Consider the following 24418-nt stretch of genomic DNA (forward strand, 5'->3'; position numbering starts at 1 on the left):
TGGTGGGGGGGGTGTGTGTTTGGTTGGGGGTGGGGGGGGGGGGGGGGGGGTGGTGTTGGGGGGGGGGGGGGGGGGGGTGGTGGGGGGCGGGGGGGGGGGGGGGGGGGGGGGGGGGGGGGGCCCCGCCCCCCCCCCACCCCGCCTTCATGTCAACCGCGTACGGCCACCCGCACGAACGCCGTCCACTGGCCGGCGGGGACGCTGAGAATGGCCGCGTCCGGCCGCTTGGAGTCGCGGACGTACACGGCAGTGCCTGCGACGGCGACCTCGATGCACTGGCCGCCGTCCCCTGCGCTGTAGCTGCTCTTCACCCAGGTCAGCTCGGCTGCCTGATCGTCGTTGGCGTTCACAACTCTCCCAAGAGCTTCTCGATCCAGGCCAGCGACTCCCGGGGCGTCATGGCTTGCGCTCGCAGGACTCCGTACGTGGACTCGAACCCCTGGACCTTCGCCGGCTCCGTGTGCAGGGTGCTGTTGCTCTGCACCTCCGTGTACGCCATCCTCCGTCGTCCGCGCGTGAGGATCAACGTGAACGGCCCTGCAACTCCGGCATGTTCGTCGCGGTCGGTCGGCATCACCTGCAGCTCCACGTTGCGTTCGTGTCCGATTAGCAGCAGGTGTTCCAACTGGGCACGCATCACGCCCGTACCGCCAAGTGGCCTGCGCAGGACCGCCTCTTCGATGACGAAGCTCAACAGCGGCTTCGGCCGACGGGTCAGCAGTTTCTGGCGATCCAACCTTGCCGACACCCGCTGCTCAATGGTCTCGGAGTCCAGTAACGGGCGCCACATGCCAAAGACCGCACGCGCGTACTCCTCGCACTGCAGCAGGCCGTTGACCAGGTGGGCGTCGTAGGCGTGCAGTTCGGCGGCGTCGGTCTCCAGACTCGCGAACTCACGGAAGAACCCCGGATACCGAGCCTTAGCCACCTCCCCCTTCATGGCCACCAACACCCCCCGTGCGCCCGTCTCCCGGTCCACCGCGTCCACCAGCTCCGGCCTCGGGATCCGGCGCCCCTGCTCCACCGCCGCGATCTGCGCCTCGCCGTACCCGACCCGCTCGCCCAACTGCGCCTGCGTCAGCCCGGCGGCCTCACGGAAGAGCTTCACCTGACGGCCGAAGCAGCGCAGGAACTCCCCGTTGGAGTCCGCCTCCGCGCCCACACCCGCGCCCGAGTCCGCGCCCGACTCCATCCCGCCTCGCCTCCTCGGCTCGCACGCCAACCACTCGTTGTGATCGCACAGTAGGACGCACGGGCCTCAACCACGCTCGGACCAGGCCCGGTTGCGTCGTACGGGTGAAGGCCGTTCCGCCCGGGCCCGTCGACGACGAAGACCTCGGGGCGTAGTGGCGTTCCGACAGCCCCGACATGATCGGCTCCTGCCCCGACAGACCTCCGCCGTAGGGGCGCCGGAGCTGGTGGGGGCGGACGGCCGCACGAGATCTTCGGTGCATGACGACCTCCCCAGAGCGGCAGCGCCCGCCGCTGCGTCCGGCCGCCGACCAGCCGGTCTTCGCCCTCCGCTTCACCGCTTCCCCGCGCGGGGCCCGGCTCGCCCGCAGGCTCGCCTCCTGCCAGATGGACGCCTGGGGGTGGAGCTACGGCACGCCCGTCCACGACGCCGTGGAACTGGTCGTCGCCGAACTGGCCGCGAACGCCGTCACCCACGGCCTGGTCCCCGGGCGGGACGCCGAGCTTCGGCTGAGTGCGGAGGAGGGCCGGCGCGTGCGGGTGGAGGTGAGCGACGCGCGCGGGGAACGCCGCCCGGAAGTGACGCCCGGCGGCCCCGGAGCGGACGGCGGGGCGGACGGCGGGCGGGGTCTGCTGCTGGTGGCCGCTCTCGCGGACGCCTGGGGCGTCACCGGACGGACCGCCGGAGGACCCGGCAAGACGGTGTGGGCCGTGATCACCGCTCCGGCGAACGCCGCACCGGCCGGCCTCCGTCAGGACCGCCGGCGCAACAGCCGCCCCAGTCCGAACACCGCGACCGCCGCGACCACGACGGCCACGGCACCGGTCTTCAGCCCGCTGCCCGTGCCGCCGCCTCCGCTGCCACCCGCCGCCTGCGAGCCGCCGCCGCTCGACGGCGACTTCGGCGAATCGCCACCTCCGCCGGGTGCGTCCTGAGCCTGTACCGGGCTGTCGGCGCCCTCGCTGCCGTACAGCAGCTTCTTCCCGTCGACGGTGTACGTCACCGACTCGCCCTGTTGCTGGAGCGGCACGTTCAGCGTGCCCTCGCGCTTGATCCTCCCGCCGTTCCAGTCGTAGTAGATGCCGCCGAAGTAGCCCCGCACGGCGAGTTGCCGGCCGTCCGGCGAGAAGGCGGCGTCGGTGGCCCAGAGGTCGACGGGGGCGATCGGCCGGAAGACGTTGGTTCCCGTGGGGGACAGCTGGGCCGGCCCCTCGAACAGGTGGCCGCCGTCCTCCTTCTTGTCGATGATGTACACGCGTCCGGTCTTCGGGTGCACGATCAGCGACTCGGCGTTGCGGGGGCCGTCGGAGTACTTCACCACGTACTGCGTGGCCCGGATCGTCTGGTCCTTGAGGACCTTCGGCTCGGGCAGCTTGTAGATCCACACGTAGGGCCAGGTGCCGCCGAGGTTGTCGCCGATGTCACCGCAGTAGATCTGGTTGCCGGGGCCGATGGAGATCGCCTCGAAGTCGCGGGGTTTGCCGACGCCGCTGAACGTGACGGTGGCGACGGTCTTCCCGGTCCTGCCGTCCACGGCGTAGATCTGCGGTCCGTAGCCGCTGTCGTTGTGGGTCCAGTAGACGCCCGGGTGCAGATGGGAGGCGGCGAGCCCGCTGGACTCCTTGATCCGGGGATCCTTGATCGTGAACCCGTCGTCTCCGTCGGCGGCGGAGGCGGGCACGGCGAAGGCGCCCACGAGGAGGGCCCCGGCGAGGAGGGCGAACGGTCGGCGCATCCCTCAAGCCTGCCATCCCGGGCGGGGGTTCATCCCACGTGGTGGGCCTCACATCGCACCCGGCGCCGTGATCGTCCATCATGAGCGGATGCTCAGGTTCATGCCCGTCGGTGACTCCATGACGATCGGAAGCGCGGGCGAACACACGTGGCGTTACCGGCTGTGGCAGCACCTGCGCGACACGTACGGCGGCCCGTTCACGCTCGTCGGCCCGCGCGAGACGCTGTACGACAAGTCGACGGACTCGCCCACGTCGTACGAGTACGCCGACCTCGGCTTCCCCCGCGCCCATCTGGCCGGCTGGGGCGAGGGCTGGGCGCACATGGCCCCGCTGATCGGGGACGCGGTACGGGAGTGCCGGGCAGACGTGCTGCTCGTCTCCCTGGGCCTGATCGACCTGGGCTTCTACACCAACGCCGAGCAGACGGCGGCGAACGTGCGGGCCTTCGTCGCGCAGGCCCGGGCGGCCAGGCCACGCATCCGCATGGTGCTGCTCCCCGTGATCGCCAACGTCCGCGCCCAGTCCGACCCGCCCTTCGCCGCCGAGGTGACCCTCTTCAACGAGCTGCTGTCCAAGGCGGTGGCCGACCTGGACGAACCCCGCTCCCCGCTGCTGCTGGCGTCCCCGCCGCCCACGTACGACATCCACACGGACACCTACGACGGCACCCACCCGAACGGACGCGGCGAGCACAGGATCGCCGGGGCGTTCGCGGACGCCATGTACCAGGCGTGGGGGTGGGGCGAGGAGTACGGGGGCTGAGCGGCGAGTGACTGGGCCCGGCACCCGCGCCTTCCATCCGGCTGGAAGACAGGATCGAGATCAAGATGGAGCGCCTGGACCAGTGGTTCGAGCGTCTCGAGCGGATGCCCGTGCCCGAGGGTTACAAGGTCGAGATCGTGGGGGGGCAGCGTCTTCGAGACGCCGCAGCGGGACATCCACCGGGAAACCATTCGCGAGATCCTCTGGGCACTCGAAGATCACTTCGGAAGGCGCAGCACACGCGTTCTCACGGACGTCCGTATCGACCTCCCCGGGCTCCAGAACGGCTTCTGCCCCGATGTGGCCAAGTTGCGCGAGGGCGCGGCAAAGGACGCCGAAGGCCGCCGGCGATACGAGGATGTCGAGTTCGTCGCCGAGGTCATCTCCAAGGGGACGGCCCAGAACGACTACGGCCCCAAGAAGACCGCCTACGCGCTCGCCGAGGTGCCGGTGTACCTCATTGCCGACCCCTGCCAAGGCAGGTGCCACGTGTACACGGAACCCAAGGAGGGCGGGTACACCTGCGAGCTGCGCGTCGACTACGGAACCGACGTCGACATGTCCACCACCCCCCTCGGCCTCACCCTCAAGACCGACGATTTCCCCCGGGACTGACGGCCGCCGCACGCGCCCCCAACCCCTCTTGCTTCGAGCGCACTCCAGGACGTTGGCTTGAGGACCATGAAGTACACGCAGCTCGGACGCACAGGACTCAAGGTCGGCCGACTGGTCCTCGGCACGATGAACTTCGGCCCGCAGACCGACGAGGCCGGCAGTCACGCGATCATGGACGCGGCGCTGGACGCGGGGATCAACTTCTTCGACACCGCCAACGTGTACGGCTGGGGCGAGAACAAGGGCCGTACCGAGAGCATCATCGGCAACTGGTTCGCCAAGGGCGGCGACCGGCGGGACAAGGTCGTCCTCGCCACCAAGGTGTACGGCAACATGGCGGCGGACGGCTCCTCCGTCTGGCCGAACCAGGACAAGCTCTCCGCCCTGAACATCCGGCGGGCCGTGGACGCCAGCCTCAAGCGGCTGCGGACCGACTACATCGACCTCTACCAGTTCCACCACATCGACCGCAGCACCCCCTTCGAGGAGATCTGGCAGGCCGTCGACGTACTGGTCCAGCAGGGCAAGATCCTCTACGTCGGCTCCTCCAACTTCCCCGGCTACAAGATCGCCCAGGCCAACGAGATCGCCGCCCGCCGCCACGGCACCATCGGCCTGGTCAGCGAGCAGTGCCTGTACAACCTCGCCGAGCGGCGCGCCGAGATGGAGGTCATCCCGGCCGCGCGGGACTACGGGCTCGGGGTCATCCCCTGGTCGCCGCTGCACGGCGGGCTGCTGGGCGGGGTGATCAAGAAGGAGGTCCAGGGCGGCCGGCGGGCGAGCGGGAGGGCCGCCGACTCGCTCGCCAGCACCTCCATCCGCGCGCAGATCCAGGCGTACGAGGACCTGCTCGACAAGCACGGACTCGAGCCCGGCGAGGTGGCGCTGGCCTGGCTGCTCACCCGGCCGGGCGTGACCGGCCCGATCGTGGGCCCGCGCACCGCCGAGCAGTTGCAGTCCGCGCTGCGGGCGGTCGAGCTGGAGCTGAGCGAGGAGCTGCTGGCCGGTCTCGACGGGATCTTCCCGGGTCCGGGACCGTCACCGGAGGCCTTCGCCTGGTGAGGGACGCCGGTCGCTGACCGCTCCTGGCGCCCGGGCGCGGCGTCACCTGCCGAGCCCGGCGGCCGCGCACGGCGTCACCTGCCGCGCGCGGCCGCCAGGGCGACGACGGCGAACATCAGCACCAGCGCACAGGCCATGATCCGGTTACGGGTTTTCGGGTCCACGTATTCGAGACTAACCGGCGCCGCCGAGCGGCCAGCGGGCGACCGGCTCGTAGCGGGGCTGCTCGCCGGGCACACCGGACGTCGGCAGATGGCTTCGCACCAGGACCACCTCCTCCACCGTCCACACGCGACTGCCGAAGGCGCTCAGGGCCTCGACGTGCGCCCGTACGTCCACCACCTCCCGGCTGCGGGCCACCGTCAGATGGGCCTTGTAGCGGCGGTGCTCCCCCATCGGCACGCCCGCCTTCCGGGCCGCCGCCTCCGAACGGCCGGCCAGCAGCCCCATGGTCCGCAGGTCGCCCTCCGCCCCCGTCCACAGCGCCTTCCCGCGCCCGAACTGCCCGCCCCCGCGCAGGGCGAGCGGGAAGGGTTCCGTACGCAGCGCGCTCTTCTCCAGCCGGGCCGAGAGCTCCGGCAGCACCACCTCGTCGACCTCGCCGTAGAACGCGAGCGTGAAGTGCCAGCCGGGATGCCCGGTCCAGCGCATCCGGTCCGCGCCGGGCAGGCTCCTCAACTCGGCGACCGCGCGTCCGAGCTCGCGGGTGACGTCGTCCGGTGGCAGTACGGCGGTGAAGAGTCTCATACAGCCAGTGTCCCGCCGCGTGTTCGCGGCTGCCCCGGCCTGACCCGGTCACCGTGCGTATCGTTGTACTGCGCGGCTGCATTCGTCGACGGGGCAGCCGGGGAGGAGCGCCACGACGGGGAAGCTCGCCTAGGCCTCCGCAGGGGTCCCCGTCTACCTCATCGCCGACCCCTACAAGGGCGAGTGCCGTGTCTACACCCACAGCAGGAACGGCGACTACGCGACGGTGACCAAGTTCGGCTTCGGCGACGAGATCGACCTGACCGACACCCCGGTCGGCCTGGTCCTCAAGACCGACGAGTTCCCCCGCGACTGACCCGTCTGCGAGAGGCCCGGGCTACGCCACCGCCAGTTCCTCCCGTCGCTCACGCGGCACGAACCGCACCCGCGGGTGGCCGTGGTTCCAGCCGACCGACAGGCGCAGGTCCCCGACACGGGCCAGGACCAGGCCGACGGTGGCGGCCGCGGCGGCCGAGACCACCCCGCCGAGGGCGAAGCCGATCCGGGGGCCGTAGGCGTCGGTGATCCAGCCGACGAGGGGTGCGCCCAGCGGCGTACCGCCCATGAAGACCATCATGAACAGGGCCATCACCCGCCCGCGCATGGCCGGGTCGGTGGCCATCTGGACGGCCGTGTTCGCCGTGACGTTGACCGTCAGGCCGAAGATCCCGATCGGCGCCATCAGCAGCGCGAACACCCAGTACGACGGGGCCAGCGCGGCCACGATCTCCAGCGTGCCGAAGGCGGCGGCGGCCGCGATCAGCACGCGCAGCCGGGCGGTGCCGCGGCGGGCCGCGAGCAGGGCGCCGACCAGGGAGCCGACCGCCATCACGGTGTTGAAGAGGCTGTAGGCGCCGGCGCCGGCGTGGTAGACGTCGTCGGCGTAGGCCGACAGCCACACCGGGAAGTTGAAGCCGAAGGTGCCGATGAAGCCGACCAGGACGATCGGCCAGATCAGGTCGGGGCGGCCGGCGACGTAGCGCAGGCCTTCGCGGAGCTGGCCCTTGCCGCGCGGGGCGCGCTCGACCATGTGCAGCTCACGGGCGCGCATCAGCAGCAGACCCGCGATGGGCGCGACGAAGGACAGGCCGTTGGCGAGGAACGCCCAGCCGGTGCCGACACCGGTGATCATCAGGCCCGCGACGGCGGGGCCGATCAGGCGGGCCGACTGGAAGTTCGCCGAGTTCAGGCTGACCGCGTTCTGCAGCTGCTTCGGGCCGACCATCTCGGAGACGAAGGACTGGCGGGCCGGGTTGTCGACGACCGTGGCGAGGCCGACGGCGAAGGCGGCGACGTAGACGTGCCAGACCTGGACGTGCCCGGTGAGGGTCAGCGCGGCGAGCGCGAGTCCGGTGACGGCCATCGACGACTGCGTGACGAGCAGCGCGGGCCGCTTGGGCAGACGGTCGACGAGGACGCCGCCGTAGAGGCCGAAGAGCAGCATCGGCAGGAACTGCAGGGCCGTGGTGATGCCGACCGCCGCGGAGGAGCCGGTGAGGCTGAGCACCAGCCAGTCCTGGGCGATGCGCTGCATCCAGGTGCCGGTGTTGGAGACGACCTGACCGATGAAGAAGAGGCGGTAGTTCCTGATCCTCAGGGAGCTGAACATCGAGGAGCCCCGGGTACGCGGGGCCGGGGTGTCGCCGTGGGCGGTAGTAGGAGTAGGTGCGGGGGCGGAAGCTGCTCCGGATCCCGTACTCAAAAGGGTTCGCCTCCTTGTGGAACGTGTTTACAGGTGTGCCAGCTTCTCCAGCACGGGGGCGGCGGCGCGCAGTTTCGCCCACTCGTCCTCGTCGAGTCCCTCGACCAGGCCGGCCAGGAAGGCGTTCCGCTTGCGGCGGCTCTCCTCGAGCATGGTCTCGGCCCGCTCGGTCCGTGTGACGACCTTCTGGCGCCGGTCCTCGGGGTGCGGCTCCAGGCGGACCAGGCCCTTGGCCTCGAGCAGCGCCACGATGCGGGTCATCGACGGCGGCTGCACGTGCTCCTTGCGGGCGAGCTCGCCCGGCGTGGCGCTTCCGCAGATGGACAGGGTGCCCAGCACCGACATCTCGGTGGGGCTCAGCGACTCGTCGACGCGCTGGTGCTTGAGCCGACGGGACAACCGCATCACGGCGGATCGCAGGGAGTTCACGGCGGCAGCGTCGTCGCCATGGGTAAGGTCCGGCATGTTCTTTAGCATAACTCATTACCCTCGCTAAAGACCACCGGAGACGCGCACACATGCGGACACATGCCCATGACTCCGGCCACTGCGGTGCCATATCGCTCTGAGATCACTCATATGGGTGATCCGCTTGCGGAACGTCGCGTGTCGTGACCAAGCGTGCGGCGACCCTCGTCCCATGGGGACCAGCGTGCTCAGCCTGCGCATAGACCGTGAGCTGCTCGAACGACTCCGGCACCACGCCGCCAAAAGAGGAATGAGCGTCCAGGACTATGTCGTCCGGACGCTCATTCGAGATGACTTCGACGAGCGGTTCCAGACCGCCGTCGAGGAGACGGAGAGGTTCTACGGGGTCACCTGACCCCCGGCACCCCTCGCGGGGATCAGGTCAGGCCCAGGGCCGGCATCAGGTAGTAGAAGGCGAAGACCGCCGCCACCACGTACATCGCCGCCGGGACCTCGCGGCCGCGGCCGGAGGCCAGGCGCAGCACCGCGAAGGTGATGAAACCCATGCCGATGCCGTTGGTGATCGAGTAGGTGAACGGCATCATCACCATCGTGATGAAGGCCGGGACGGCGATCGTGTAGTCCGCCCAGTCGATTTCCCGGACCGAGCCGGCCAGGATCAGGAAGCCCACCGCGAGCAGCGCCGGGGTGGCCGCCTGGGACGGGACCATCGTGGCGATGGGTGTGAGGAAGAGGGCCACGGCGAACAGGCCGCCGGTGACGACGTTGGCGAAGCCGGTCCTGGCACCCTCGCCGACACCCGCCGTCGACTCCACGAAGCAGGTGGTGGCCGAGGAGGAACTGGCACCACCGGCGGCGACCGCGATGCCGTCGACGAAGAGGACCCTGTTGATGCCCGGCATCTGCCCCTGGGCGTCGGTCAGCTTGGCCTCGTCGCTGATGCCCATGATCGTGCCCATGGCGTCGAAGAAGCACGACAGCAGGACGGTGAAGACGAAGAGGACGCCGGTCAGCGCGCCGACCTTGGAGAAGCCGCCGAAGAGGCTGACCTTGCCGATGAGCCCGAAGTCGGGGGTGGAGACCGGGTTGCCGGGCCACTTCGGGGTGGTCAGGCCCCAGGAGGGCACCTTGGCGACGGCGTTGACGACGACGGCCAGGACGGTCATCGCGACGATCGAGATGAGGATCGCGCCCGGCACCTTGCGGACGATCAGCGCCAGGGTGAGCAGCTCGCCCAGGATGAAGACCAGGACCGGCCAGCCGCTCAGGTGACCGTCGGCGCCCAGCTGGAGCGGGACGGTGGTGTGGGCGGCGTCCGGGATACGGGAGACGAAGCCGGAGTCGACCAGGCCGATCAGCATGATGAACAGGCCGATACCGATCGCGATGCCCTTGCGCAGGCCGAGTGGCACGGCGTTCATCACGCGCTCGCGCAGCCCGGTCGCGACGAGCAGCATGACGGTGAACCCGGCGAGGACCACCATGCCCATGGCGTCCGGCCAGGACATACGGGGCGCGAGCTGCAGCGCGACGACGGTGTTGACACCGAGCCCGGCCGCCAGCGCGATCGGCACATTGCCGACGACACCCATGAGCAGCGTGGTGAACGCGGCGGTCACGGCGGTGGCGGTGACCAGCTGGCCGTTGTCGAGCTGATGCCCGTACATGTCCTTCGCGCTGCCGAGGATGATCGGGTTCAGCACGATGATGTAGGCCATCGCGAAGAAGGTGGCGAAACCTCCGCGGATCTCGCGGGACAGGCTGCTGCCCCGTTCGGAGATCCGGAAGTGGCGGTCGAGGGCGCCGTACACGGGCGGCGTACCCGGCTGCTCGGGGGCGGGGGCCTTGGCGGTGGCCGAGGTGGACATACGGGTGACCTCAGAGGTGGGGGGTACGGGGGTACCGGCATGAACGTGATCGAGTCATCGAGTCCGGCCGTCGCCGCGTCACCAACAGGTCTCCCCCTGTCTCTGTTGGCGTTTCGTACGACCAGAAGTAGCCAGACTCGGACCGTTTCAGTATGAACATATAAAGCCGAAAAGGCTATCTCCGCGCGTAGACCCCCTGGGGCCGTAAGCTGATGGCCATGGCGAAGTGGACCCCCAAGCACGAGGCGCCGGAGCCCCTGGAGGGGCCCGTGGTAGCCACCATCACCGGCGGCACGATCGTCTGGTTCGTCCTCTTCCTGGTCCAGCTGCCCTTCTACGGCTGGTTCGACGACCACGGCCACACCTGGTGGCTGTGGACCTGCCTGGCCGGCGGCGGCCTGGGCCTCATCGGCATCTGGTACGTCCGCAGGCGCGACGCGGCGATCAAGCGGGCGGCGGCCTCCGCCGTGACCTCCGCCGAGAAGACACCCGCGGAGTAGCGCCCGCAGGTGCGAGCCCGGCGGGCAGGCGCCCTACAACCACCGCAGGACGCCGCTCATCCCCAAGTCGGAACTTCCGCTCCCCCGGCGGGTGAAGCCCCAGATCCGCACGTACCGTCGAATGCATGACCCATATCGACGCGGGCGCAGAACTGGACCCCGTGCACCCGGTGCCTCTCCCGTCGGTCCGGACGGCGGGACTGACCCACGCCGAGGTCGCGGAGCGCGTCGCGCGTGGTCAGGTCAACGACGTCCCCGTGCGCAGCAGCCGTTCCCTGACCGACATAGTCCGCGCGAACGTCTTCACCCGCTTCAACGCGATCATCGGTGTGCTCTGGCTGGTCATGCTGTTCGTCGCGCCGGTCCAGGACAGCCTCTTCGGCTATGTGATCCTCGCCAACACCGGCATCGGCATCATCCAGGAGTGGCGGGCGAAGCAGACCCTCGACTCCCTCGCCGTGATCGGCGAGGCCCGTCCCACCGTCCGGCGGGACGGCACCGCCACCGAGGTCGGCACGTCCGAGATCGTCCTCGACGACGTGATCGAGATCGGGCCGGGGGACAAGGTCGTCGTCGACGGCACCTGTATGGAGGCGGACGGGCTCGAGATCGACGAGTCCCTGCTCACCGGCGAGGCCGACCCGGTGGTCAAACGGCCCGGCGACCACGTCATGTCAGGCAGCTTCGTCGTCGCCGGCGGCGGCGCCTTCCAGACGACCAGGGTCGGCCGCGCCGCCTATGCCGCCCAGCTCGCCGAGGACGCCTCCCGCTTCACGCTGGTCCACTCCGAACTGCGCAGCGGCATCTCCACCATCCTGAAGTACGTGACGTGGATGATGGTCCCGACCGCGATCGGACTGGTCATCAGCCAGCTGGTGGTGAAGAACAACGATCTGAAGGACTCGATCGCCCGCACCGTCGGCGGCATCACCCCCATGGTCCCCGAAGGGCTGGTGCTCCTCACCTCCGTCGCCTTCGCCATCGGGGTCATCCGGCTCGGGCGCAAGCAGTGCCTCGTCCAGGAGCTGCCCGCCATCGAGGGCCTCGCCCGCGTCGACACCGTCTGCCTGGACAAGACCGGCACCCTCACCGAGGGCGGCATGGACGTCACCGAGCTCAGGACCCTGGACGGCTACGACGAGTCGTACGTGCGCAAGGTCCTCGGCGCCCTCGGCGAGTCCGACCCGCACCCGAACCCCTCCCTGCGGGCGATCATCGACGCCTACCCGGACAGCGAGGAGTGGCGGTGCGTGGAGTCGCTGCCCTTCTCCTCCGCCCGCAAGTACAGCGGCGCCAGCTTCAGCGAGGGCAACGGCGAGTCCAGTACGTGGCTGCTGGGCGCCCCCGACGTGCTGCTCCCGGCCGACGCGCCCGCCCTCGCCGAGACCGGGCGGCTGAACGAGCAGGGCCTGCGCGTGCTGCTGCTCGCCCGCGCGGGCCGTGACCTGGATGCCCAGGACGTCGTGCGGACCGTCACGCCCGCCGCCCTGGTCGTACTGGAGCAGCGGCTGCGGGCCGACGCCGCCGGCACCCTCGGCTTCTTCGCCCGGCAGAACGTCCGCGCCAAGGTCATCTCCGGCGACAACGCGGTGTCCGTGGGCGCGGTGGCCGCCAAGGTGGGTGTGACCGGCACCGCCGTGGACGCCCGCCGGCTGCCCGCGGAGCGGGAGGACATGGCGCGGGCGCTGGAGGAGGGCACGGTGTTCGGGCGGGTCACCCCGCAGCAGAAGCGGGACATGGTGGGCGCCCTGCAGGCGCGCGGGCACACGGTCGCGATGACCGGCGACGGCGTGAACGACGTCCTCGCCCTGAAGGACGCCGACATAGGCGTCTCGATGGGCTCCGGCTCGGAGGCCACCCGGGCCGTCGCGCAGATCGTGCTGCTGGACAACAGCTTCGCGAGCCTGCCGTCCGTGGTCGCGGAGGGGCGGCGGGTCATCGGCAACATCACCCGGGTGGCGACCCTGTTCCTGGTGAAGACGGTCTACTCGGTGCTGCTGGCCGTGCTGGTGGTGTGCTCGCAGGTGGAGTACCCGTTCCTGCCCCGGCACCTGACCCTGCTGTCCACGCTCACCATCGGCATACCGGCCTTCTTCCTGGCCCTCGCCCCGAACACGGAACGGGCCCGGCCGCACTTCGTGCGCCGGGTCATGCGCTACTCGGTGCCGGGCGGCGTGGTGGCCGCGGTGGCGACCTTCGTGACGTATCTGATCGCCCGCCACCACTACACCGGCCCGGACACCCTCGACGCCGAGACCAGCGCCGCGACGCTCACGCTCTTCCTGGTCTCGATGTGGGTGCTGGCGATCATCGCCCGCCCCTACACCTGGTGGCGGGTCGTCCTGGTGGCCTCGATGGGGGTGGCGTTCGTGTTCGTGCTCGTGGTGCCCGCGCTCCAGCACTTCTTCGCGCTGAAGCTGGTGGGGGCGGCGATGCCCTGGCTCGCGGTGGGCATCGCCGCGGTGGCGGCGGTCGCCCTTGAGTTCCTGTGGAAGTGGGTCGACCGCCGCTTCCCGGCCTGAGGCCCCGTCGGCCCGGTACGGCCGGTGGGTCCGGTGGGTCCGGTGCCTTCGCCTACTGCACGTCGACGTAGTCACCCGTGGCGCTGACCGCCGGGGTGGTCGTGGTGCCCGCGAAGCTGAAGCGCCAGTAGCCGTCGTACTGGGCGGTGGCGGTCGCCTTCAGGTTGCCGTAGGCGTCGGTGTACACCGTCTTGACGGTGGTGTACGTGCTCGTGCCGGCCTTGCGGAACTGCAGCTTGACGGGCTGGTTGGCGTACCCGTGGTACAGGTGGTCGTCCCAGTCGGCGCGGGAGAGCTTTCCGGTGGTGGTCAGCGTCTTGCCCTTGGCGACGGGTTCCGGACCGGCGTTGGCCGTCAGCTTGGAGTAGCGCTGCACCAGCGTGCTGCCCAGCGCGTCCTGGTCCTTGTAGCCGACCTTGCTCATGTCGGGGTTGTTCTGGTCCTGGCCGTTGAAGGCGACCGCCTCGGCGGCGGCGGTCCACTTGCCGGCGTCCGCGATCTTCAGGTCGCCGTCGGCCGGGTAGATGTCGATGGTGCCCTTGCAGTTCGCGGTGGTCGACGAGGTGGCCGTGCAGGTCGCCGGGTTGTCGCCGTAGAGCTCGCTGGAGGGGCTGGCGAAGTCGCCGCGGTAGAGGAAGGCGTCGGTGTAGAAGTCGCTCGCGGTGATGTCGACGTCCGCGCCGTGCGTCAGCGTGTAGGTGACGGTGGTGCTGACCTCGTTGGTGGTGCCGACCTTGATCGCCGAGGCGATCTTCAGATTGGAGAAGCCTACGTTCAGGGTGTACGGCGTCCCGCCCGTCCCGGTGGCCGGGACGGAGCCGGCGGCCTGCGCGGCCGGCACGGCGAAGGCGGTGAGGGCCAGGGCGCCGGTGAGGGCGGCCACGGTGGCTCGTATGCGCATTGCGTTCCCCAAGGTGGAGAAGTGATGGTGGAGTCTGTTGACTCGCTGATCAGATCCGTCACCGGCGGGGAGGGTTGCGGCCGCCGATCCGGATTTTGCCGCTCCATGCACGACGCTTGACGTCCGCATTGCACGGCCCCCGGAAGGGGCGCGCGCCCGGTCGCACGCCGCCGCCTTCAGGAGTTCCGGCCGTCCGACCTTTCCCGGCTTTCGGGCTTTCCCGGCTTTCGGGCTTTCTCGACTGCCCGGCTTTCCCGGCTTCCCGGCTTCCCGGCTTCCCGGCTTCCCGGCTTCCCGGCTTTCCCGGCTTCCCGGCTTCCCGGCTTCCCGGTTCAGTCGAACCAGCGGTCCCGGGCCAGTTCCTCCGTGCGGGAGGGGTCCTCCAGCAGGGCGGCCACCTCGAAGCGGCGCGGCCACTGGCCGGAGGCCCAGGCGAGGCCGGCGGCCACCCCCTCCAGGGTCGCGGCGTGCAGTACGCCGTCCGAGGTCAGGCGCCAGTCCAGCTCGGTGCCGTCGACGACGAGTTCCTCGTGCTCGACGTAGGTGCCGGGCGTGCGCGGGCCGAGCAGCACCCGCACGGACTCCGGTACGTCGTGCTCGGTGCCCGCGGAGTCCACGGATCCGGTGACGGACTCGCTCAGCCGCCGCACCTGGAACAGTTCGGCCAGTTCGGCCGCCCGCGCCGGCCGTACCGGCAGCAGCGGGACGCCGGACGTGAACGGCAGCAGGTCCGGGGAGTCGCACACCACTGCGTCGGCCGCGTCCACGACCTCCACCCGCCCGTCGACCACGGCCCGCAGCTCGTCCGGCAGCGTCACCTGCTCCGGGTCCAGCTCGGCCAACGCGCCGTACAAGGCGTGCAGTTGGGAGGCCGTCACCGGGCGCTCGGGGTCGGCGAGCCGGTCCAGCAGTTCGGCGGCGCCGCCCGGCTCGGCGAGCAGGGCGGCCACGGACGTGCGTACGCCCAGGGCGCGCAGCACCTGCTCGTCGTCGAAGCCGGTGGCGTCGGCCTCGTCGTACAGGCCGCGCAGCAGCGGGTCGGAGCCGGCGGCACGCAGCCCGGCCGGGCGGCGGCCGCCGAGCACCGGGTGCCCGCGCAGCCACCAGGCGGTGTAGGGCCGTACGACCTCGTGGGTGCCGTCCGGCAGCAGGATCCGCACCGGCTGGGTGAGCGCGTCCCGCAGGGGCGGCCGGGCCAGCAGGGCGAGGGCCCGCGGCCACTCGTCGTCGTCGACGAGGTCCAGGTCGCGCACGGCGACGATCTCGGTGGCGACCGGCGGCACGGGAGTGTCCGGGAAGCGGTCGAGGATGTCCTCGCACCACACGTCGACGGCGTCGAGCAGCCCGGGGTCGTCGGGTTCGGGGAAGTCCCCCTCCCGCGGCTCCAGTTCGTCGGGGTCGAGGACCACGTCCGTGGTCCGTACGAGGGCGAAGTCCACGAGCACACCGCACGCGGCCAGCGGCTGCTCACCCCATTTCCCGGCCAGCTCGGCGTCGGCGGCCGGGAGTTCCCCCTCCCGCATGACCTGCGCGAACGGGCCGCCGGGGAAGACCAGTTCACCGGCCGGGGAGAGCTCGCCGTCCTCGTCGGGCAGGGCGAGCGCGCCGAGCCAGGGCTCGTCGCCGGGCTCCAGACCCGCGTCCCGGACGAGGGCGAGGACCGTGTCGGCCAGTTCCTCGGCGTCCGGGGTGTCCTCGTCCCACGCACCGGCGTCCTCCTCGAGGGAGGCGGCGACCGCGGCCCGCACCTGCGGGGTGGTGAGCACCGCGCGCGGGGTGGCGGGCAGGGCGCCGAGCTTCTCCAGGATCGGGTGGACGGCGTCCGGATGGGCGACCTTCAGGCCGAGCCGGGCGAGGATCTCCGGGTCGGCCGAAGCGGCGCCGGGGGCGGGCAGCAGCACCTGGCGGGGCCCGATCGTCGTACGGCCTCCCCCGGTGCCGAACGCCTGGGAGGTGCCCCCGGCGAGCGGCACGGGCAGCCCGGAGAGCCGGTCCGGGTCGACGCCCGCGAGGCTGTCGTAGAGCCGCCACCACCACTCCGGCTCCTTCTCCAGACCGGCCAGCCGGTCGATGGCGTCGGCCAGCGGAAGACGGGCCACGCCCAGCGTGCGCAGCTCCACGCGCCGTTCGAGTCCGGCGGGCAGCAGGGTGGGCAGCACCTCGGCGAGGACGCGCACGGTGCCGGCGCCCGCGCCCTCCACCACCTCGGCGTCCCGGGGCCGCAGCGACTCGGGCAGGTCGCGGTCGTGTTCCTTCGGCTCGAGGGCGGGCGGCAGGAAGGAGGTCCGCGGCAGCCGCTGAAGGATCTCCTGCCGCAGCGCGCCGTCCAGTTCGCCCTTGCCCAGCGGGCCGGGCACGAGGCCGATGATCCCCTCGGTCACCGGCCGCCAGTCGGCGAGGAGTTCGGCGTAGGCGTCGGCCGCGCGCCGCACCAGGAAGTCGGTCAGCGGGCCGGGCGCGGTGTGCCGGCGGGTGGAGTCCAGCGGGAACGACGCGATGAGCAGGGCCGGTACGCCGAGGGGTTCGTCGCTCGGCGTGGGCGCGTGCAGGACCGGGCTGGTGCGGGGGCGGGCCGGGGTGCCGTCGGCGTCCACGGGGACGGCCCAGGTCACGGACCAGTGGGGGCGCAGGCGCTCCTCCACCGGCCGGCCGGCGAGGAGTTCGGGCGTGAGCGGCCCGTGGGCGGCGGTGGTACGCCAGCGGGTCGTGCCCTCGCGAGTGTCCTCCACGACGGTCAGCGCGCCTTCAGTGCGGCGGCGCAGGGTGCGGGGGCCGGCGTCCCCGATTTCGACCACGACCTCCTCGAGGCCGGGCAGGGCGAGGAGCAGGGCGTCGTCGACGGCGTGCAGCAGCCGCTCGGCGAGGTCGGCGGCGGCCGTGTCCCGCAGCGGCAGGATGACGACCGTGTCGTACGGATCGGGGGCGGTGCCCTCGGCGGCGAACGGAAGCCGCAGCAGCGGTACGTGCCCGTCGCGGCGGCGGATCTCGTCGCCGAGCCCCGGGCTGTGCCGGGCGGTCTCCTCGGCGAGACCGCGGGCCTCGGCCAGGGACCAGCGGACACCGCCGTGCCGGCCGACCACCGCGGGCTCGTCGGTGACGGCGATGACGGCGGCGAAACCGACGCCGAACCGGCCCACCGACGGGCTGTCGCGTTTGGAGGAGGCGCGCAGGGTGGCCAGGGACTCCACGCCGGCCGCGTCCAGCGGTGCGCCGGTGTTGGCGGCGACGAGGACGCCGTCGCGGAGGGTGAGACGCAGCCGGCCGGGCACACCCGCGCGGGCGGCGGCGTCGGCGGCGTTCTGCGCCAGCTCGACGACGAGCCGGTCCCGGTAGCCGCCGAGGACCAGATCCTCCTCGGCGTTGGCGTCCTCACGGAACCGGGCCGGGCTGGTCGCCCAGGCGTCCAGCACGCCGCGCCGCAGGCGCACGGTCGCGAACGGATCGCCTCCGGCGGACGGCTGCACCAACATGCTCACGTTCACTCTCCTCATGGGGGACGCCCCCGAAGGTACCGCGCGGGCGGAGGTCAGCCCGTCCGGCGAGTGAGGACGAGGCCGTCAAAGCAGAAGCGGGGGTCTGCAGGCGGCAGCCCCCAGGGGCGCGAGCCACCGCGCACCCGCGGACGAAAACGCGCCCGGGGCCGGGTCCCGGTCCTAGGAGTGCCCCAGCTCGGCGGTCTCGTCGTCGGAAACGGAGACCGACCCCGAATCCCGCGCCGGCCGCAGCGGGAACGGATCCACCCGCGTCTCGTCGATCACCGGCGGAGCCGGCTGCGGCGGCTTCGGCATGATCGCGGCCTCGGAGTGCCCGCCGCACCCGTACGTCAGTGAGACCACCCGGCCGTCCGCCGGGGAGAACTCGTTGGCGCAGATCCCGAAGGCCTGGCCCAGCGAGCCGCCCATCGGCACCAGGAAGCCGCAGCTCACGCAGGCCGCCGGGGCCGCCTGCGCCATCGGCGTCTTGGCACCGAACGCCTCCTCCCAGCGGTCGGCGGCGACATGCAGGCCGTACCGGGAGAGCACCCGGGCGCGGCGCAGGCCCAGCTCCTCGGCGACCGACGCGATCGAGCCGCGCGACGGCACGGCGGGAAGGTTCTTCGGCGGGGCCGCCGTGACCTCGGCGTCCTCGGCCTCCACCAGTTCGGCCATCTCCTCGGAGACCGGGGAGTTCGGCGTGGGCTCGTCCTCGCCGGAGTAGCCGGGCTCCAGCCGGAGGTCCTCGGCGTCGGTGGGCAGCAGATCGCCGGGGCCCATGTCGCCCGGGCGCAGGCGCTCGCTCCACGGCACCCACTCGGGCGCGAGCAGGGCGTCGGGGCCGGGCAGCAGGACGGCCTCGTCCAGGGTGACGATCTTGGCGCGGGAGGCACGGGCCACGGTCACGGCCCAGCGCCAGCCGCGGTACCCGAGTTCCTTGCACTCGAAGAAGTGCGTGACGACCCGGTCACCCTCGGACACCAGGCCCGCGTGCTCACCGACGACGCCGGGCGCGGCCGCCTCCTCGGCTGCGGCGCGGGCGAGGTCGACGGCCTCGGCGCACAGGCGGTCGGGGGTGCGGCTTCGCGTGGTCGCTGCGCTCACAGGTATCGCTTCTCTCCTACGCCGTCTCTCGGGTGCGCCGGCCTGAAGGCGGCGGGGCGGACGGAGCGGACCCGGGGACCGCGTCGACGTCCGCGCCCGATCGCGCTCGGGCGCACCTACGTCATCCATTCTGCGGTATGCCCGTAAGGCGCGCGGCCGAGAACGTTCGCCACGGCGCGCTAGGCACGCTACCTTCTCGCTGCCGCTCGGCCTACACCGACGGTCGCTTCACCGCCCCGCGGTGAGGTTTCCCGCCCGCCCACACCTCTCGCCGAGTGCGAAGGCGGGCATCCCGGCCCCTCGTGCGCGCCGACCCGGGCGAGGGCGGACGCCGTCGCCGTGACCGGCCGGCGGGACCGCCCCGCGCCGCTGCCCGGGTGCCTCCGTTCTGTTCGATCGGTCCCATCCGTGCCGTAATGGCGCTACCTGGGCCTGTTCCGGGGCACTATGACGGGGTGGCAGCCGCGAGGACGCCCCCGGGTACCGCCGGGATCGGTGGGGCCAAGGGGGTCAAGGGGAGCAGCCGGGGCAGCGGTTCGGGCCGGTTCGGCGGGTCCGTCCGCGCGATCGGCCGCGCCCTGCGCCTCCCCGTCACCGGAGCGGTCCGCGGCATCCGCCGGGCGACCCACGCGCACGGCGCCGGTGAGTCCGGGCTCGGCAAACTGATCGAACTGCACGCGGTGAACGGCGCCGGCGACGTCATGATCACCGTCGCGCTCGCCTCCACCGTGTTCTTCTCCGTGCCCACCGACGAGGCCCGCGGCCGGGTCGCGCTCTACCTCGCGATCACCATGGCGCCGTTCACCCTCCTCGCGCCCGTGATCGGCCCCCTCCTGGACCGCCTGCCGCACGGCAGGCGCGCCGCGATGGCCTGCGCGATGCTCGCCCGGGCGCTGCTCGCGCTGATCATCGCCGGGGCCGCGGCCGGCGGCGGCCTGGAGCTGTATCCGGCCGCGCTCGGCGTGCTGGTCGCCTCCAAGGCCTACGGCGTGGTCAGAAGCGCCGTGGTGCCCCGGCTGCTGCCGCCCCGGTTCTCCCTGGTGAAGGCGAACTCACGGGTGACCCTGGGCGGGCTGCTCGCCACCGGTGTGGCCGCGCCGATCGGGGCCGGCCTGCAGGCCCTCGACTCGCGCTGGCCGCTCTACGGCGCCTTCGTGATCTTCGTGGCGGGAACGTTCCTGTCCTTCTCCCTGCCGCCCAAGGTCGACTCGGCCAAGGGCGAGGACCGGGCACTGCTCGCGGCGGACGAGCAGCATCTGCACGGGCCGCACCGCAAGCCGCCCAGGCGGCCCGGCCTGCGGACGGTCGGTACGGCCGTCACCCATGCCCTCGCCGCGAACGCGGCCCTGCGCTGTCTGTCCGGCTTCCTGATCTTCTTCCTCGCCTTCCTGCTGCGGGAGCAGCCGCTGACCGGGTCGAGCGCGGCGGTGTCGCTGGGGATAGTGGGGGTCGCGGCGGGCGCGGGCAACGCGCTGGGCACCGCGGTCGGGGCGTGGCTGCGGTCGCGGGCGCCGGAGATCATCATCGTCACCGTCGTGGCGATCGTGCTGGGCGCGGCGATCCTGGCCGCGCTCTTCTTCGGGGCGTTCCTGGTGGCGTGCCTGGCCGCGATCGCCGGCTTCGGGCAGGCGCTGGCCAAGCTGTCCCTGGACGCGCTGATCCAGCGGGACGTGCCCGAGCTGGTGCGCACGTCGGCGTTCGCGCGCTCGGAGACGCTGCTGCAGATGGCCTGGGTGCTGGGCGGCGCGATCGGCATCGTGCTGCCGCTCAACGGCGTGCTGGGCCTTTCGGTGGGCGCGGCGATCGTGGCCGCCGGCTGGCTGCCCACGGTCCGCGGCCTGCTCGCCTCGGCCCGCCAGGGCGGCGCGGCGCGGCCACGGGTGGCGTGACACGCGCGGCACCCGCCCCCGGCCGGGCGGTACGCCGTGCCCAGGCCGCCCCCGGCCGGGCGGCACGCCGTACCCCACACCGCGTCCCGGCCGGGCGGCACGCCGCACCCCCGCGTGGCCGGACGGCTGGGCCTGCCAGATAGCCTTCGGCCATGACCTCGATGCATTCCGCCGTGCGACGCCGCCGCGCCGTCGCCGCTGCCGGCGCCGTGTCCGCCGGACTGCTCGCTCTGTCGGCCTGTTCCAAGCCGACCCCGATGGCCACGATCACCGTCGGCCAGGACTCGGTGAGCTCGGAAGCCACCTGCTACAACGACGGCAACGCGCTCAAGATGGCCGACCTGGCGAAGTGCCTCAAGGACACGGACATCAAGTCGATCAAGGTCGACCCCGACGAGACCGTGCGCTTCGGCGTCGACCCGAAGATCGCGGACCAGGGCTGGACGATCCTGATGAACGATCAGCCGCTGACCGACTCCAGCAAGAAGACCTATCGCACGATCCCGGGCAGCGTGTTCTTCAACTCCCAGTACGGCGCCACCGGCAACTCGACGAAGATCACCATCAAGGAGGGCGAGAAGGACGTGACGGGTCTGTGGTCCTTCCAGCTGAAGAAGGCCTCCTGACCACGTCCTCGCCACGTGTACTCGTCGCCACCGCGGTCCCCGTCGAACGGGACGCGGTGGCACGGGCGTTCACGGAGCCGGTCACCGAGGTCCCGCTGCCCGGGCTGCCCGGGCTGCCCGGACCGGCCGTGCACCGGACGACGGGAGCGGTCCGCTACGACCTGATCGCCGCCGGCGTCGGCCCCGCCCTGGCCGCCGCGTCCACCGCCACCGTCCTGACCGCCGCCGCGCTCGGCGGCGCTCCCTACGACCTCGTCGTGTGCGCCGGTATCGCCGGCGGCTTCCTGCCCGGCGCGCCCGTCGGCTCCCTCGTCGTCGCCGACGAGATCACCGCTGCCGACCTGGGTGCCGAGACCGGCGAGGGTTTCCTGCCGGTGACCGAGCTCGGCTTCGGCACCGTCACCCACCATCCGCCCGAAGCACTCGTACGGGGGATCGTGGCCGCCACCGGAGCCCGCGCCGGCACCGTGCTCACCGGCTCGACCGTGACCGGCACCGCCGCCCGGGCCGACGTCCTGCGCGCCCGTCACCCGCGGGCCCTCGCCGAGGCCATGGAGGGGTTCGGCGTCGCCGAGGCGGCCGCCGCCCACCGCGTCCCCGTGCTGGAGATCCGCGCGGTCTCCAATCCCGTCGGTCCGCGCGACCGCGCCGCCTGGCGCATCGGCGACGCGCTCGCGGCCCTGACCGAGGGCTTCGGGAAGCTCGCGCCCGTCCTCACGAGTTGGAACCCACATGAGCCCTGAGAGCCGACCGCTGCAGATCGCCTACTCCCCCTGCCCCAACGACACCTTCGTCTTCGACGCCCTCGCCCACGGCCGGATCCCGGACGCGCCCGCGCTGGACGTCACGTTCGCCGACATCGACATCACCAACGGCATGGCCGAGCGCGGCGAGTTCGACGTGCTGAAGGTGTCCTACGCGGTGCTGCCGTACGTCCTCGGCGAGTACGCGCTGCTGCCGTGCGGCGGCGCGCTGGGCAGGGGCTGCGGGCCGCTGGTCCTCACCCGGGAACCGGGGGCCGACCTCAAGGGGCGCACGGTCGCGGTGCCGAGCGTGAAGTCGACGGCCTACCTGCTGTTCCGCCTGTGGGCTGCGGACAGTGGCGGAAACACCGGGGGCGGGCCCGCAGGGCCCTCGGTCGAGGGTGGTGGGCGACGGGCGGGCGGGGTCGGCGAGATCGTCGTCATGCCGTTCCACGAGATCATGCCGGCCGTGCGCGACGGGAAGGTCGACGCCGGGCTCGTGATCCACGAGGCGCGCTTCACGTACCAGAACTACGGCCTGCACAAGCTCGCCGACATGGGCGAGCACTGGGAGCACACCACCGGGCTGCCGATCCCGCTCGGCGCGATCGTCGCCAAGCGGTCGCTGGGCGCGCCGGCGCTGACGAGGCTCGCGGAGTCGATCCGGGCCTCCGTGCGCGCGGCCTGGGAGGACCCGGAGGTCTCCCGGCCGTACGTCATGGAACACGCCCAGGAGATGGACCCGGCCGTCGCCGACCAGCACATCGGGCTCTACGTCAACGAGTTCACCGCCGGCCTCGGCGAGGAAGGCTACGCGGCGGTCCGCGGGCTGCTCACGCGCGCGGCGGCCGAGGGGCTCGTTCCGCCCCTCGGCCCTGGCGCGCTGGACTTCCCGTAGGACGGGCCACGGTCTCCGGCCGGACGCCCCCCGCTCAGACGTCCAGCTGGTCGGCGACCGCGCGCAGCAGTCCCGCGACCTTCTTGCCGGAGGTCTTCTCGGGGTAGCGGCCGCGTTCGAGGGTCTGCGCGACGCTCTCCAGGAGGGTCGTCAGGTCCTGCACGATGGAGGCCAGCTCGTCCGGCTTCTTGCGTTGCGCGGCGGCCACCGAGGGGGCCGGTTCCAGGAGCGTCACGGACAGGGCCTGGTCGCCGCGCTGCCCGGCGACCACCCCGAACTCCACTCGCTGTCCCGGCTTGAGCGTGTCTACTCCGGCGGGCAGGACCGAGGAATGGACGAAGACGTCACCGCCGTCGTCGCGGGAGAGAAAGCCGAAGCCCTTCTCACTGTTGAACCACTTGACCTTGCCGGTAGGCACGTCTGTCCTCGTCCTCGTACTCGTCGGAAAACTGCTTCGGAAAACGGCTCTTGATAGCACTGGGGCGGGTCGCACCCGGACCCGCCGGTACCAAGGCTAATGGTCTTGGGCCGGGTGACAAGACGTCGCCCGGTTGTTCCTTCGCGCTGGGAACTACCCTGGTCGGGTGCGCAGCAAAACCCAAACGAATTCCGCCGAGGCCGGTGACCGGCTGATCCGTGCCGGTGCCATCGTGTTCTTCATCGGTGTGGTGGCCACTCTGGTCACGGTGGCACCGCTGTTCCTCGGGACGAGGCCTTTTCCGACGTTCATGTTCGGCCTGAGCATGCTGATGGCCGTCGGCTTCCTGATCGCGGGCGCGGGCGTGCTCCGGTCGATCGCCGCCGGACGACGTCAGGCGCGCGGCGACTCGCGGTAACCGACGGCGTCGCGGTGAGCGGTTGCCTCGCGCGTGTCGCCGTCCGAAGAGACTCCGCGGTAGTCCGAAAACCAATTCGGGAACTCGGTCAGATCAGCGAGTACGACGTCCGCGCCGGCCGCCCGGAGTTCCTCTCCGCCGCACGGGCCGGTGGCCACCGCCACCGACAGCGCGCCGGCCGTACGGGCGCCGCGCACGTCTCCGACGTGGTCGCCGACGTACACACTCGCGCCGTGCTCGCGCAGCGCCTCGGCCTTCTGCTCGGCCCACAGGTTGCCGACCACCGCGTCGGGCTCCAGGCCCAGGTGCTCCATGTGCAGCCTGGCGTGCGGCTCGTTCTTGGCCGTGACGACGATCGCGCGTCCGCCCGCCCGCTGCACGGCCGCTATGGCCTCACGGGCGCCGGTCAGCGCGGGCGAGGAGGTGATGGCGGTCGTCGGGTACATCTCGCGGTACAGCCCGATCATGCGCTCGACCTGATCGGCCGGGAACCAGTTGATCATCTCCTGCGCGAGCGGCGGCCCGAGGCGGGTGACCACCAGGTCGGCGTCGATGTGGGTCCCGGTCCGCTCGGACAGCGCCAGATAGCAGGCGTGGATGCCGGGGCGGGAGTCGATGAGGGTCATGTCGAGGTCGAAGCCGACGGTCAGCGGGCGCGAGATCATGTGGGCCATTGTGCCCAGGCGGCGGAACCGCGGGCCGTCCGGCCCGTGACCTGCACCTGCCCGGCGCCGACCGCGTCCCCACGGCCCGCCCGGGCCGTTGTCCGGCGATTCGCGCCGGATCAGCGGGCGGCGTCCGGCGGGAATTGCC

22 protein-coding genes and 2 pseudogenes are annotated in these 24418 nt (G+C 71.8%); 12 read left to right on the forward strand and 12 right to left on the reverse strand.

What is annotated here, in order from left to right:
- Positions 1-149: 149 nt before the first annotated feature.
- Together ACH4UM_RS20225 and ACH4UM_RS20230 are read right to left on the reverse strand one after the other, a co-directional pair.
- Positions 150-350 carry a DUF397 domain-containing protein gene (locus ACH4UM_RS20225; protein ID WP_398180886.1) on the reverse strand — a complete coding sequence of 67 codons (201 nt, stop codon included), beginning with the start codon at positions 348-350 and terminating at the stop codon, positions 150-152.
- The gene (locus tag ACH4UM_RS20230) at positions 347-1192 is read right to left on the reverse strand and encodes a Scr1 family TA system antitoxin-like transcriptional regulator (RefSeq protein ID WP_398180889.1); all 846 of its coding nucleotides are present in this window, start codon (positions 1190-1192) and stop codon (positions 347-349) included. Before ACH4UM_RS20230 ends, ACH4UM_RS20225 begins: the two co-directional genes overlap by 4 nt.
- Before the next feature lie 260 nt (positions 1193-1452).
- Here ACH4UM_RS20230 and ACH4UM_RS20235 point away from each other — a divergent pair.
- Positions 1453-1890 (forward strand): annotated as a pseudogene (locus ACH4UM_RS20235) (ATP-binding protein); the annotation flags it as partial.
- Between the two features lie 53 nt (positions 1891-1943).
- On the opposite strand, the gene ACH4UM_RS20240 reads toward ACH4UM_RS20235, so the two are convergent.
- Positions 1944-2927, reverse strand: coding sequence for a WD40 repeat domain-containing protein (locus tag ACH4UM_RS20240; protein ID WP_398180891.1), 984 nt, complete (start codon positions 2925-2927; stop codon positions 1944-1946).
- 88 nt (positions 2928-3015) lie between these two features.
- Here ACH4UM_RS20240 and ACH4UM_RS20245 point away from each other — a divergent pair, with 88 nt between their 5' ends.
- From ACH4UM_RS20245 to ACH4UM_RS20255, 3 genes and pseudogenes are all read left to right on the forward strand, one after another.
- On the forward strand, positions 3016-3690 hold the full coding sequence (locus tag ACH4UM_RS20245; RefSeq protein ID WP_398180894.1) for a GDSL-type esterase/lipase family protein: 675 nt from the start codon (positions 3016-3018) through the stop codon (positions 3688-3690).
- Between the two features lie 65 nt (positions 3691-3755).
- Positions 3756-4305: pseudogene (locus ACH4UM_RS20250) on the forward strand (Uma2 family endonuclease).
- 66 nt (positions 4306-4371) lie between these two features.
- On the forward strand, positions 4372-5367 hold the full coding sequence (locus ACH4UM_RS20255) for an aldo/keto reductase (RefSeq protein WP_398180896.1): 996 nt from the start codon (positions 4372-4374) through the stop codon (positions 5365-5367).
- 174 nt (positions 5368-5541) lie between these two features.
- On the opposite strand, the gene thpR is transcribed toward ACH4UM_RS20255, so the two are convergent.
- The 3 genes from thpR to ACH4UM_RS20270 form a co-directional block, all read right to left on the reverse strand.
- On the reverse strand, positions 5542-6114 hold the full coding sequence (gene thpR / locus ACH4UM_RS20260; RefSeq protein ID WP_398180898.1) for an RNA 2',3'-cyclic phosphodiesterase: 573 nt from the start codon (positions 6112-6114) through the stop codon (positions 5542-5544).
- Between the two features lie 337 nt (positions 6115-6451).
- Positions 6452-7723 carry an MFS transporter gene (locus tag ACH4UM_RS20265; protein ID WP_398180900.1) on the reverse strand — a complete coding sequence of 424 codons (1272 nt, stop codon included), beginning with the start codon at positions 7721-7723 and terminating at the stop codon, positions 6452-6454.
- 120 nt (positions 7724-7843) lie between these two features.
- Positions 7844-8281, reverse strand: a complete 438-nt coding sequence (locus ACH4UM_RS20270; RefSeq protein WP_398180902.1) for a MarR family winged helix-turn-helix transcriptional regulator — start codon at positions 8279-8281, stop codon at positions 7844-7846.
- A 175-nt stretch (positions 8282-8456) separates the two neighbouring features.
- Between ACH4UM_RS20270 and ACH4UM_RS20275 the strand changes: the two genes are divergently transcribed.
- On the forward strand, positions 8457-8639 hold the full coding sequence (locus ACH4UM_RS20275) for a ribbon-helix-helix protein, CopG family (protein WP_398180904.1): 183 nt from the start codon (positions 8457-8459) through the stop codon (positions 8637-8639).
- Positions 8640-8661: 22 nt separating this feature from the next.
- Here ACH4UM_RS20275 and ACH4UM_RS20280 read toward each other — a convergent pair whose 3' ends face one another.
- Positions 8662-10113, reverse strand: coding sequence for an NCS2 family permease (locus ACH4UM_RS20280; RefSeq protein ID WP_398180907.1), 1452 nt, complete (start codon positions 10111-10113; stop codon positions 8662-8664).
- 218 nt (positions 10114-10331) lie between these two features.
- Between ACH4UM_RS20280 and ACH4UM_RS20285 the strand changes: the two genes are divergently transcribed.
- Both ACH4UM_RS20285 and ACH4UM_RS20290 read left to right on the forward strand, forming a co-directional pair.
- The gene (locus tag ACH4UM_RS20285; protein ID WP_398180910.1) at positions 10332-10613 is read left to right on the forward strand and encodes a DUF2530 domain-containing protein; all 282 of its coding nucleotides are present in this window, start codon (positions 10332-10334) and stop codon (positions 10611-10613) included.
- Between the two features lie 125 nt (positions 10614-10738).
- The gene (locus tag ACH4UM_RS20290) at positions 10739-13135 is read left to right on the forward strand and encodes an HAD-IC family P-type ATPase (RefSeq protein ID WP_398180913.1); all 2397 of its coding nucleotides are present in this window, start codon (positions 10739-10741) and stop codon (positions 13133-13135) included.
- 52 nt (positions 13136-13187) lie between these two features.
- Here ACH4UM_RS20290 and ACH4UM_RS20295 read toward each other — a convergent pair whose 3' ends face one another.
- From ACH4UM_RS20295 to ACH4UM_RS20305, 3 genes are all read right to left on the reverse strand, one after another.
- Positions 13188-14036 carry a hypothetical protein gene (locus ACH4UM_RS20295; RefSeq protein ID WP_398180914.1) on the reverse strand — a complete coding sequence of 283 codons (849 nt, stop codon included), beginning with the start codon at positions 14034-14036 and terminating at the stop codon, positions 13188-13190.
- A 332-nt stretch (positions 14037-14368) separates the two neighbouring features.
- Positions 14369-17506, reverse strand: coding sequence for a sacsin N-terminal ATP-binding-like domain-containing protein (locus tag ACH4UM_RS20300; protein ID WP_398181412.1), 3138 nt, complete (start codon positions 17504-17506; stop codon positions 14369-14371).
- A gap of 183 nt (positions 17507-17689) precedes the next feature.
- On the reverse strand, positions 17690-18613 hold the full coding sequence (locus tag ACH4UM_RS20305; RefSeq protein ID WP_398180917.1) for a DUF3027 domain-containing protein: 924 nt from the start codon (positions 18611-18613) through the stop codon (positions 17690-17692).
- A gap of 455 nt (positions 18614-19068) precedes the next feature.
- On the opposite strand from ACH4UM_RS20305, the gene ACH4UM_RS20310 reads away from it, so the two are divergent.
- The 4 genes from ACH4UM_RS20310 to ACH4UM_RS20325 all read left to right on the forward strand — a co-directional run bounded on the left by ACH4UM_RS20310 (position 19069) and on the right by ACH4UM_RS20325 (position 22769).
- A complete protein-coding gene (locus tag ACH4UM_RS20310; RefSeq protein WP_398180919.1) occupies positions 19069-20502 on the forward strand; it encodes an MFS transporter in 1434 nt (477 codons plus the stop codon).
- 152 nt (positions 20503-20654) lie between these two features.
- Positions 20655-21128 carry a DUF2771 domain-containing protein gene (locus ACH4UM_RS20315; protein WP_398180922.1) on the forward strand — a complete coding sequence of 158 codons (474 nt, stop codon included), beginning with the start codon at positions 20655-20657 and terminating at the stop codon, positions 21126-21128.
- Entirely contained in the window at positions 21098-21871 is a 774-nt protein-coding gene (locus ACH4UM_RS20320; RefSeq protein WP_398180924.1) for a futalosine hydrolase, read from the forward strand. Before ACH4UM_RS20315 ends, ACH4UM_RS20320 begins: the two co-directional genes overlap by 31 nt.
- Positions 21861-22769, forward strand: a complete 909-nt coding sequence (locus ACH4UM_RS20325; protein WP_398180927.1) for a 1,4-dihydroxy-6-naphthoate synthase — start codon at positions 21861-21863, stop codon at positions 22767-22769. Before ACH4UM_RS20320 ends, ACH4UM_RS20325 begins: the two co-directional genes overlap by 11 nt.
- 34 nt (positions 22770-22803) lie before the next feature.
- Here ACH4UM_RS20325 and ACH4UM_RS20330 read toward each other — a convergent pair whose 3' ends face one another.
- Positions 22804-23187 carry a cold-shock protein gene (locus tag ACH4UM_RS20330; protein WP_398180930.1) on the reverse strand — a complete coding sequence of 128 codons (384 nt, stop codon included), beginning with the start codon at positions 23185-23187 and terminating at the stop codon, positions 22804-22806.
- Positions 23188-23353: 166 nt separating this feature from the next.
- On the opposite strand from ACH4UM_RS20330, the gene ACH4UM_RS20335 reads away from it, so the two are divergent.
- Complete coding sequence (locus ACH4UM_RS20335; RefSeq protein WP_398180933.1) at positions 23354-23605, forward strand: hypothetical protein; 252 nt, start codon at positions 23354-23356, stop codon at positions 23603-23605.
- On the opposite strand, the gene ACH4UM_RS20340 is transcribed toward ACH4UM_RS20335, so the two are convergent.
- A complete protein-coding gene (locus tag ACH4UM_RS20340) occupies positions 23581-24270 on the reverse strand; it encodes an HAD family hydrolase (protein WP_398180936.1) in 690 nt (229 codons plus the stop codon). The genes ACH4UM_RS20335 and ACH4UM_RS20340 overlap by 25 nt on opposite strands.
- Positions 24271-24418: the final 148 nt, after the last annotated feature.

Origin of the sequence: Streptomyces sp. NPDC020801 (assembly GCF_044334385.1) — a bacterium.
Lineage (GTDB): Bacteria > Actinomycetota > Actinomycetes > Streptomycetales > Streptomycetaceae > Streptomyces.

Bases quoted from the DNA above. Each gene is read 5' to 3' on its own strand.
- ACH4UM_RS20285 (WP_398180910.1), top strand. From the start codon at position 10,332: ATGGCGAAGTGGACCCCCAAGCACGAGGCGCCGGAGCCCCTGGAGGGG.
- ACH4UM_RS20270 (WP_398180902.1), bottom strand. From the start codon at position 8,281: ATGCCGGACCTTACCCATGGCGACGACGCTGCCGCCGTGAACTCCCTG.
- ACH4UM_RS20265 (WP_398180900.1), bottom strand. From the start codon at position 7,723: ATGTTCAGCTCCCTGAGGATCAGGAACTACCGCCTCTTCTTCATCGGT.
- ACH4UM_RS20290 (WP_398180913.1), top strand. From the start codon at position 10,739: ATGACCCATATCGACGCGGGCGCAGAACTGGACCCCGTGCACCCGGTG.
- ACH4UM_RS20340 (WP_398180936.1), bottom strand. From the start codon at position 24,270: ATGATCTCGCGCCCGCTGACCGTCGGCTTCGACCTCGACATGACCCTC.
- ACH4UM_RS20280 (WP_398180907.1), bottom strand. From the start codon at position 10,113: ATGTCCACCTCGGCCACCGCCAAGGCCCCCGCCCCCGAGCAGCCGGGT.
- ACH4UM_RS20245 (WP_398180894.1), top strand. From the start codon at position 3,016: ATGCTCAGGTTCATGCCCGTCGGTGACTCCATGACGATCGGAAGCGCG.
- ACH4UM_RS20240 (WP_398180891.1), bottom strand. From the start codon at position 2,927: ATGCGCCGACCGTTCGCCCTCCTCGCCGGGGCCCTCCTCGTGGGCGCC.
- ACH4UM_RS20255 (WP_398180896.1), top strand. From the start codon at position 4,372: ATGAAGTACACGCAGCTCGGACGCACAGGACTCAAGGTCGGCCGACTG.
- ACH4UM_RS20230 (WP_398180889.1), bottom strand. From the start codon at position 1,192: ATGGAGTCGGGCGCGGACTCGGGCGCGGGTGTGGGCGCGGAGGCGGAC.
- ACH4UM_RS20325 (WP_398180927.1), top strand. From the start codon at position 21,861: ATGAGCCCTGAGAGCCGACCGCTGCAGATCGCCTACTCCCCCTGCCCC.
- ACH4UM_RS20315 (WP_398180922.1), top strand. From the start codon at position 20,655: ATGACCTCGATGCATTCCGCCGTGCGACGCCGCCGCGCCGTCGCCGCT.
- ACH4UM_RS20295 (WP_398180914.1), bottom strand. From the start codon at position 14,036: ATGCGCATACGAGCCACCGTGGCCGCCCTCACCGGCGCCCTGGCCCTC.
- thpR (WP_398180898.1), bottom strand. From the start codon at position 6,114: ATGAGACTCTTCACCGCCGTACTGCCACCGGACGACGTCACCCGCGAG.
- ACH4UM_RS20275 (WP_398180904.1), top strand. From the start codon at position 8,457: ATGGGGACCAGCGTGCTCAGCCTGCGCATAGACCGTGAGCTGCTCGAA.
- ACH4UM_RS20300 (WP_398181412.1), bottom strand. From the start codon at position 17,506: ATGTTGGTGCAGCCGTCCGCCGGAGGCGATCCGTTCGCGACCGTGCGC.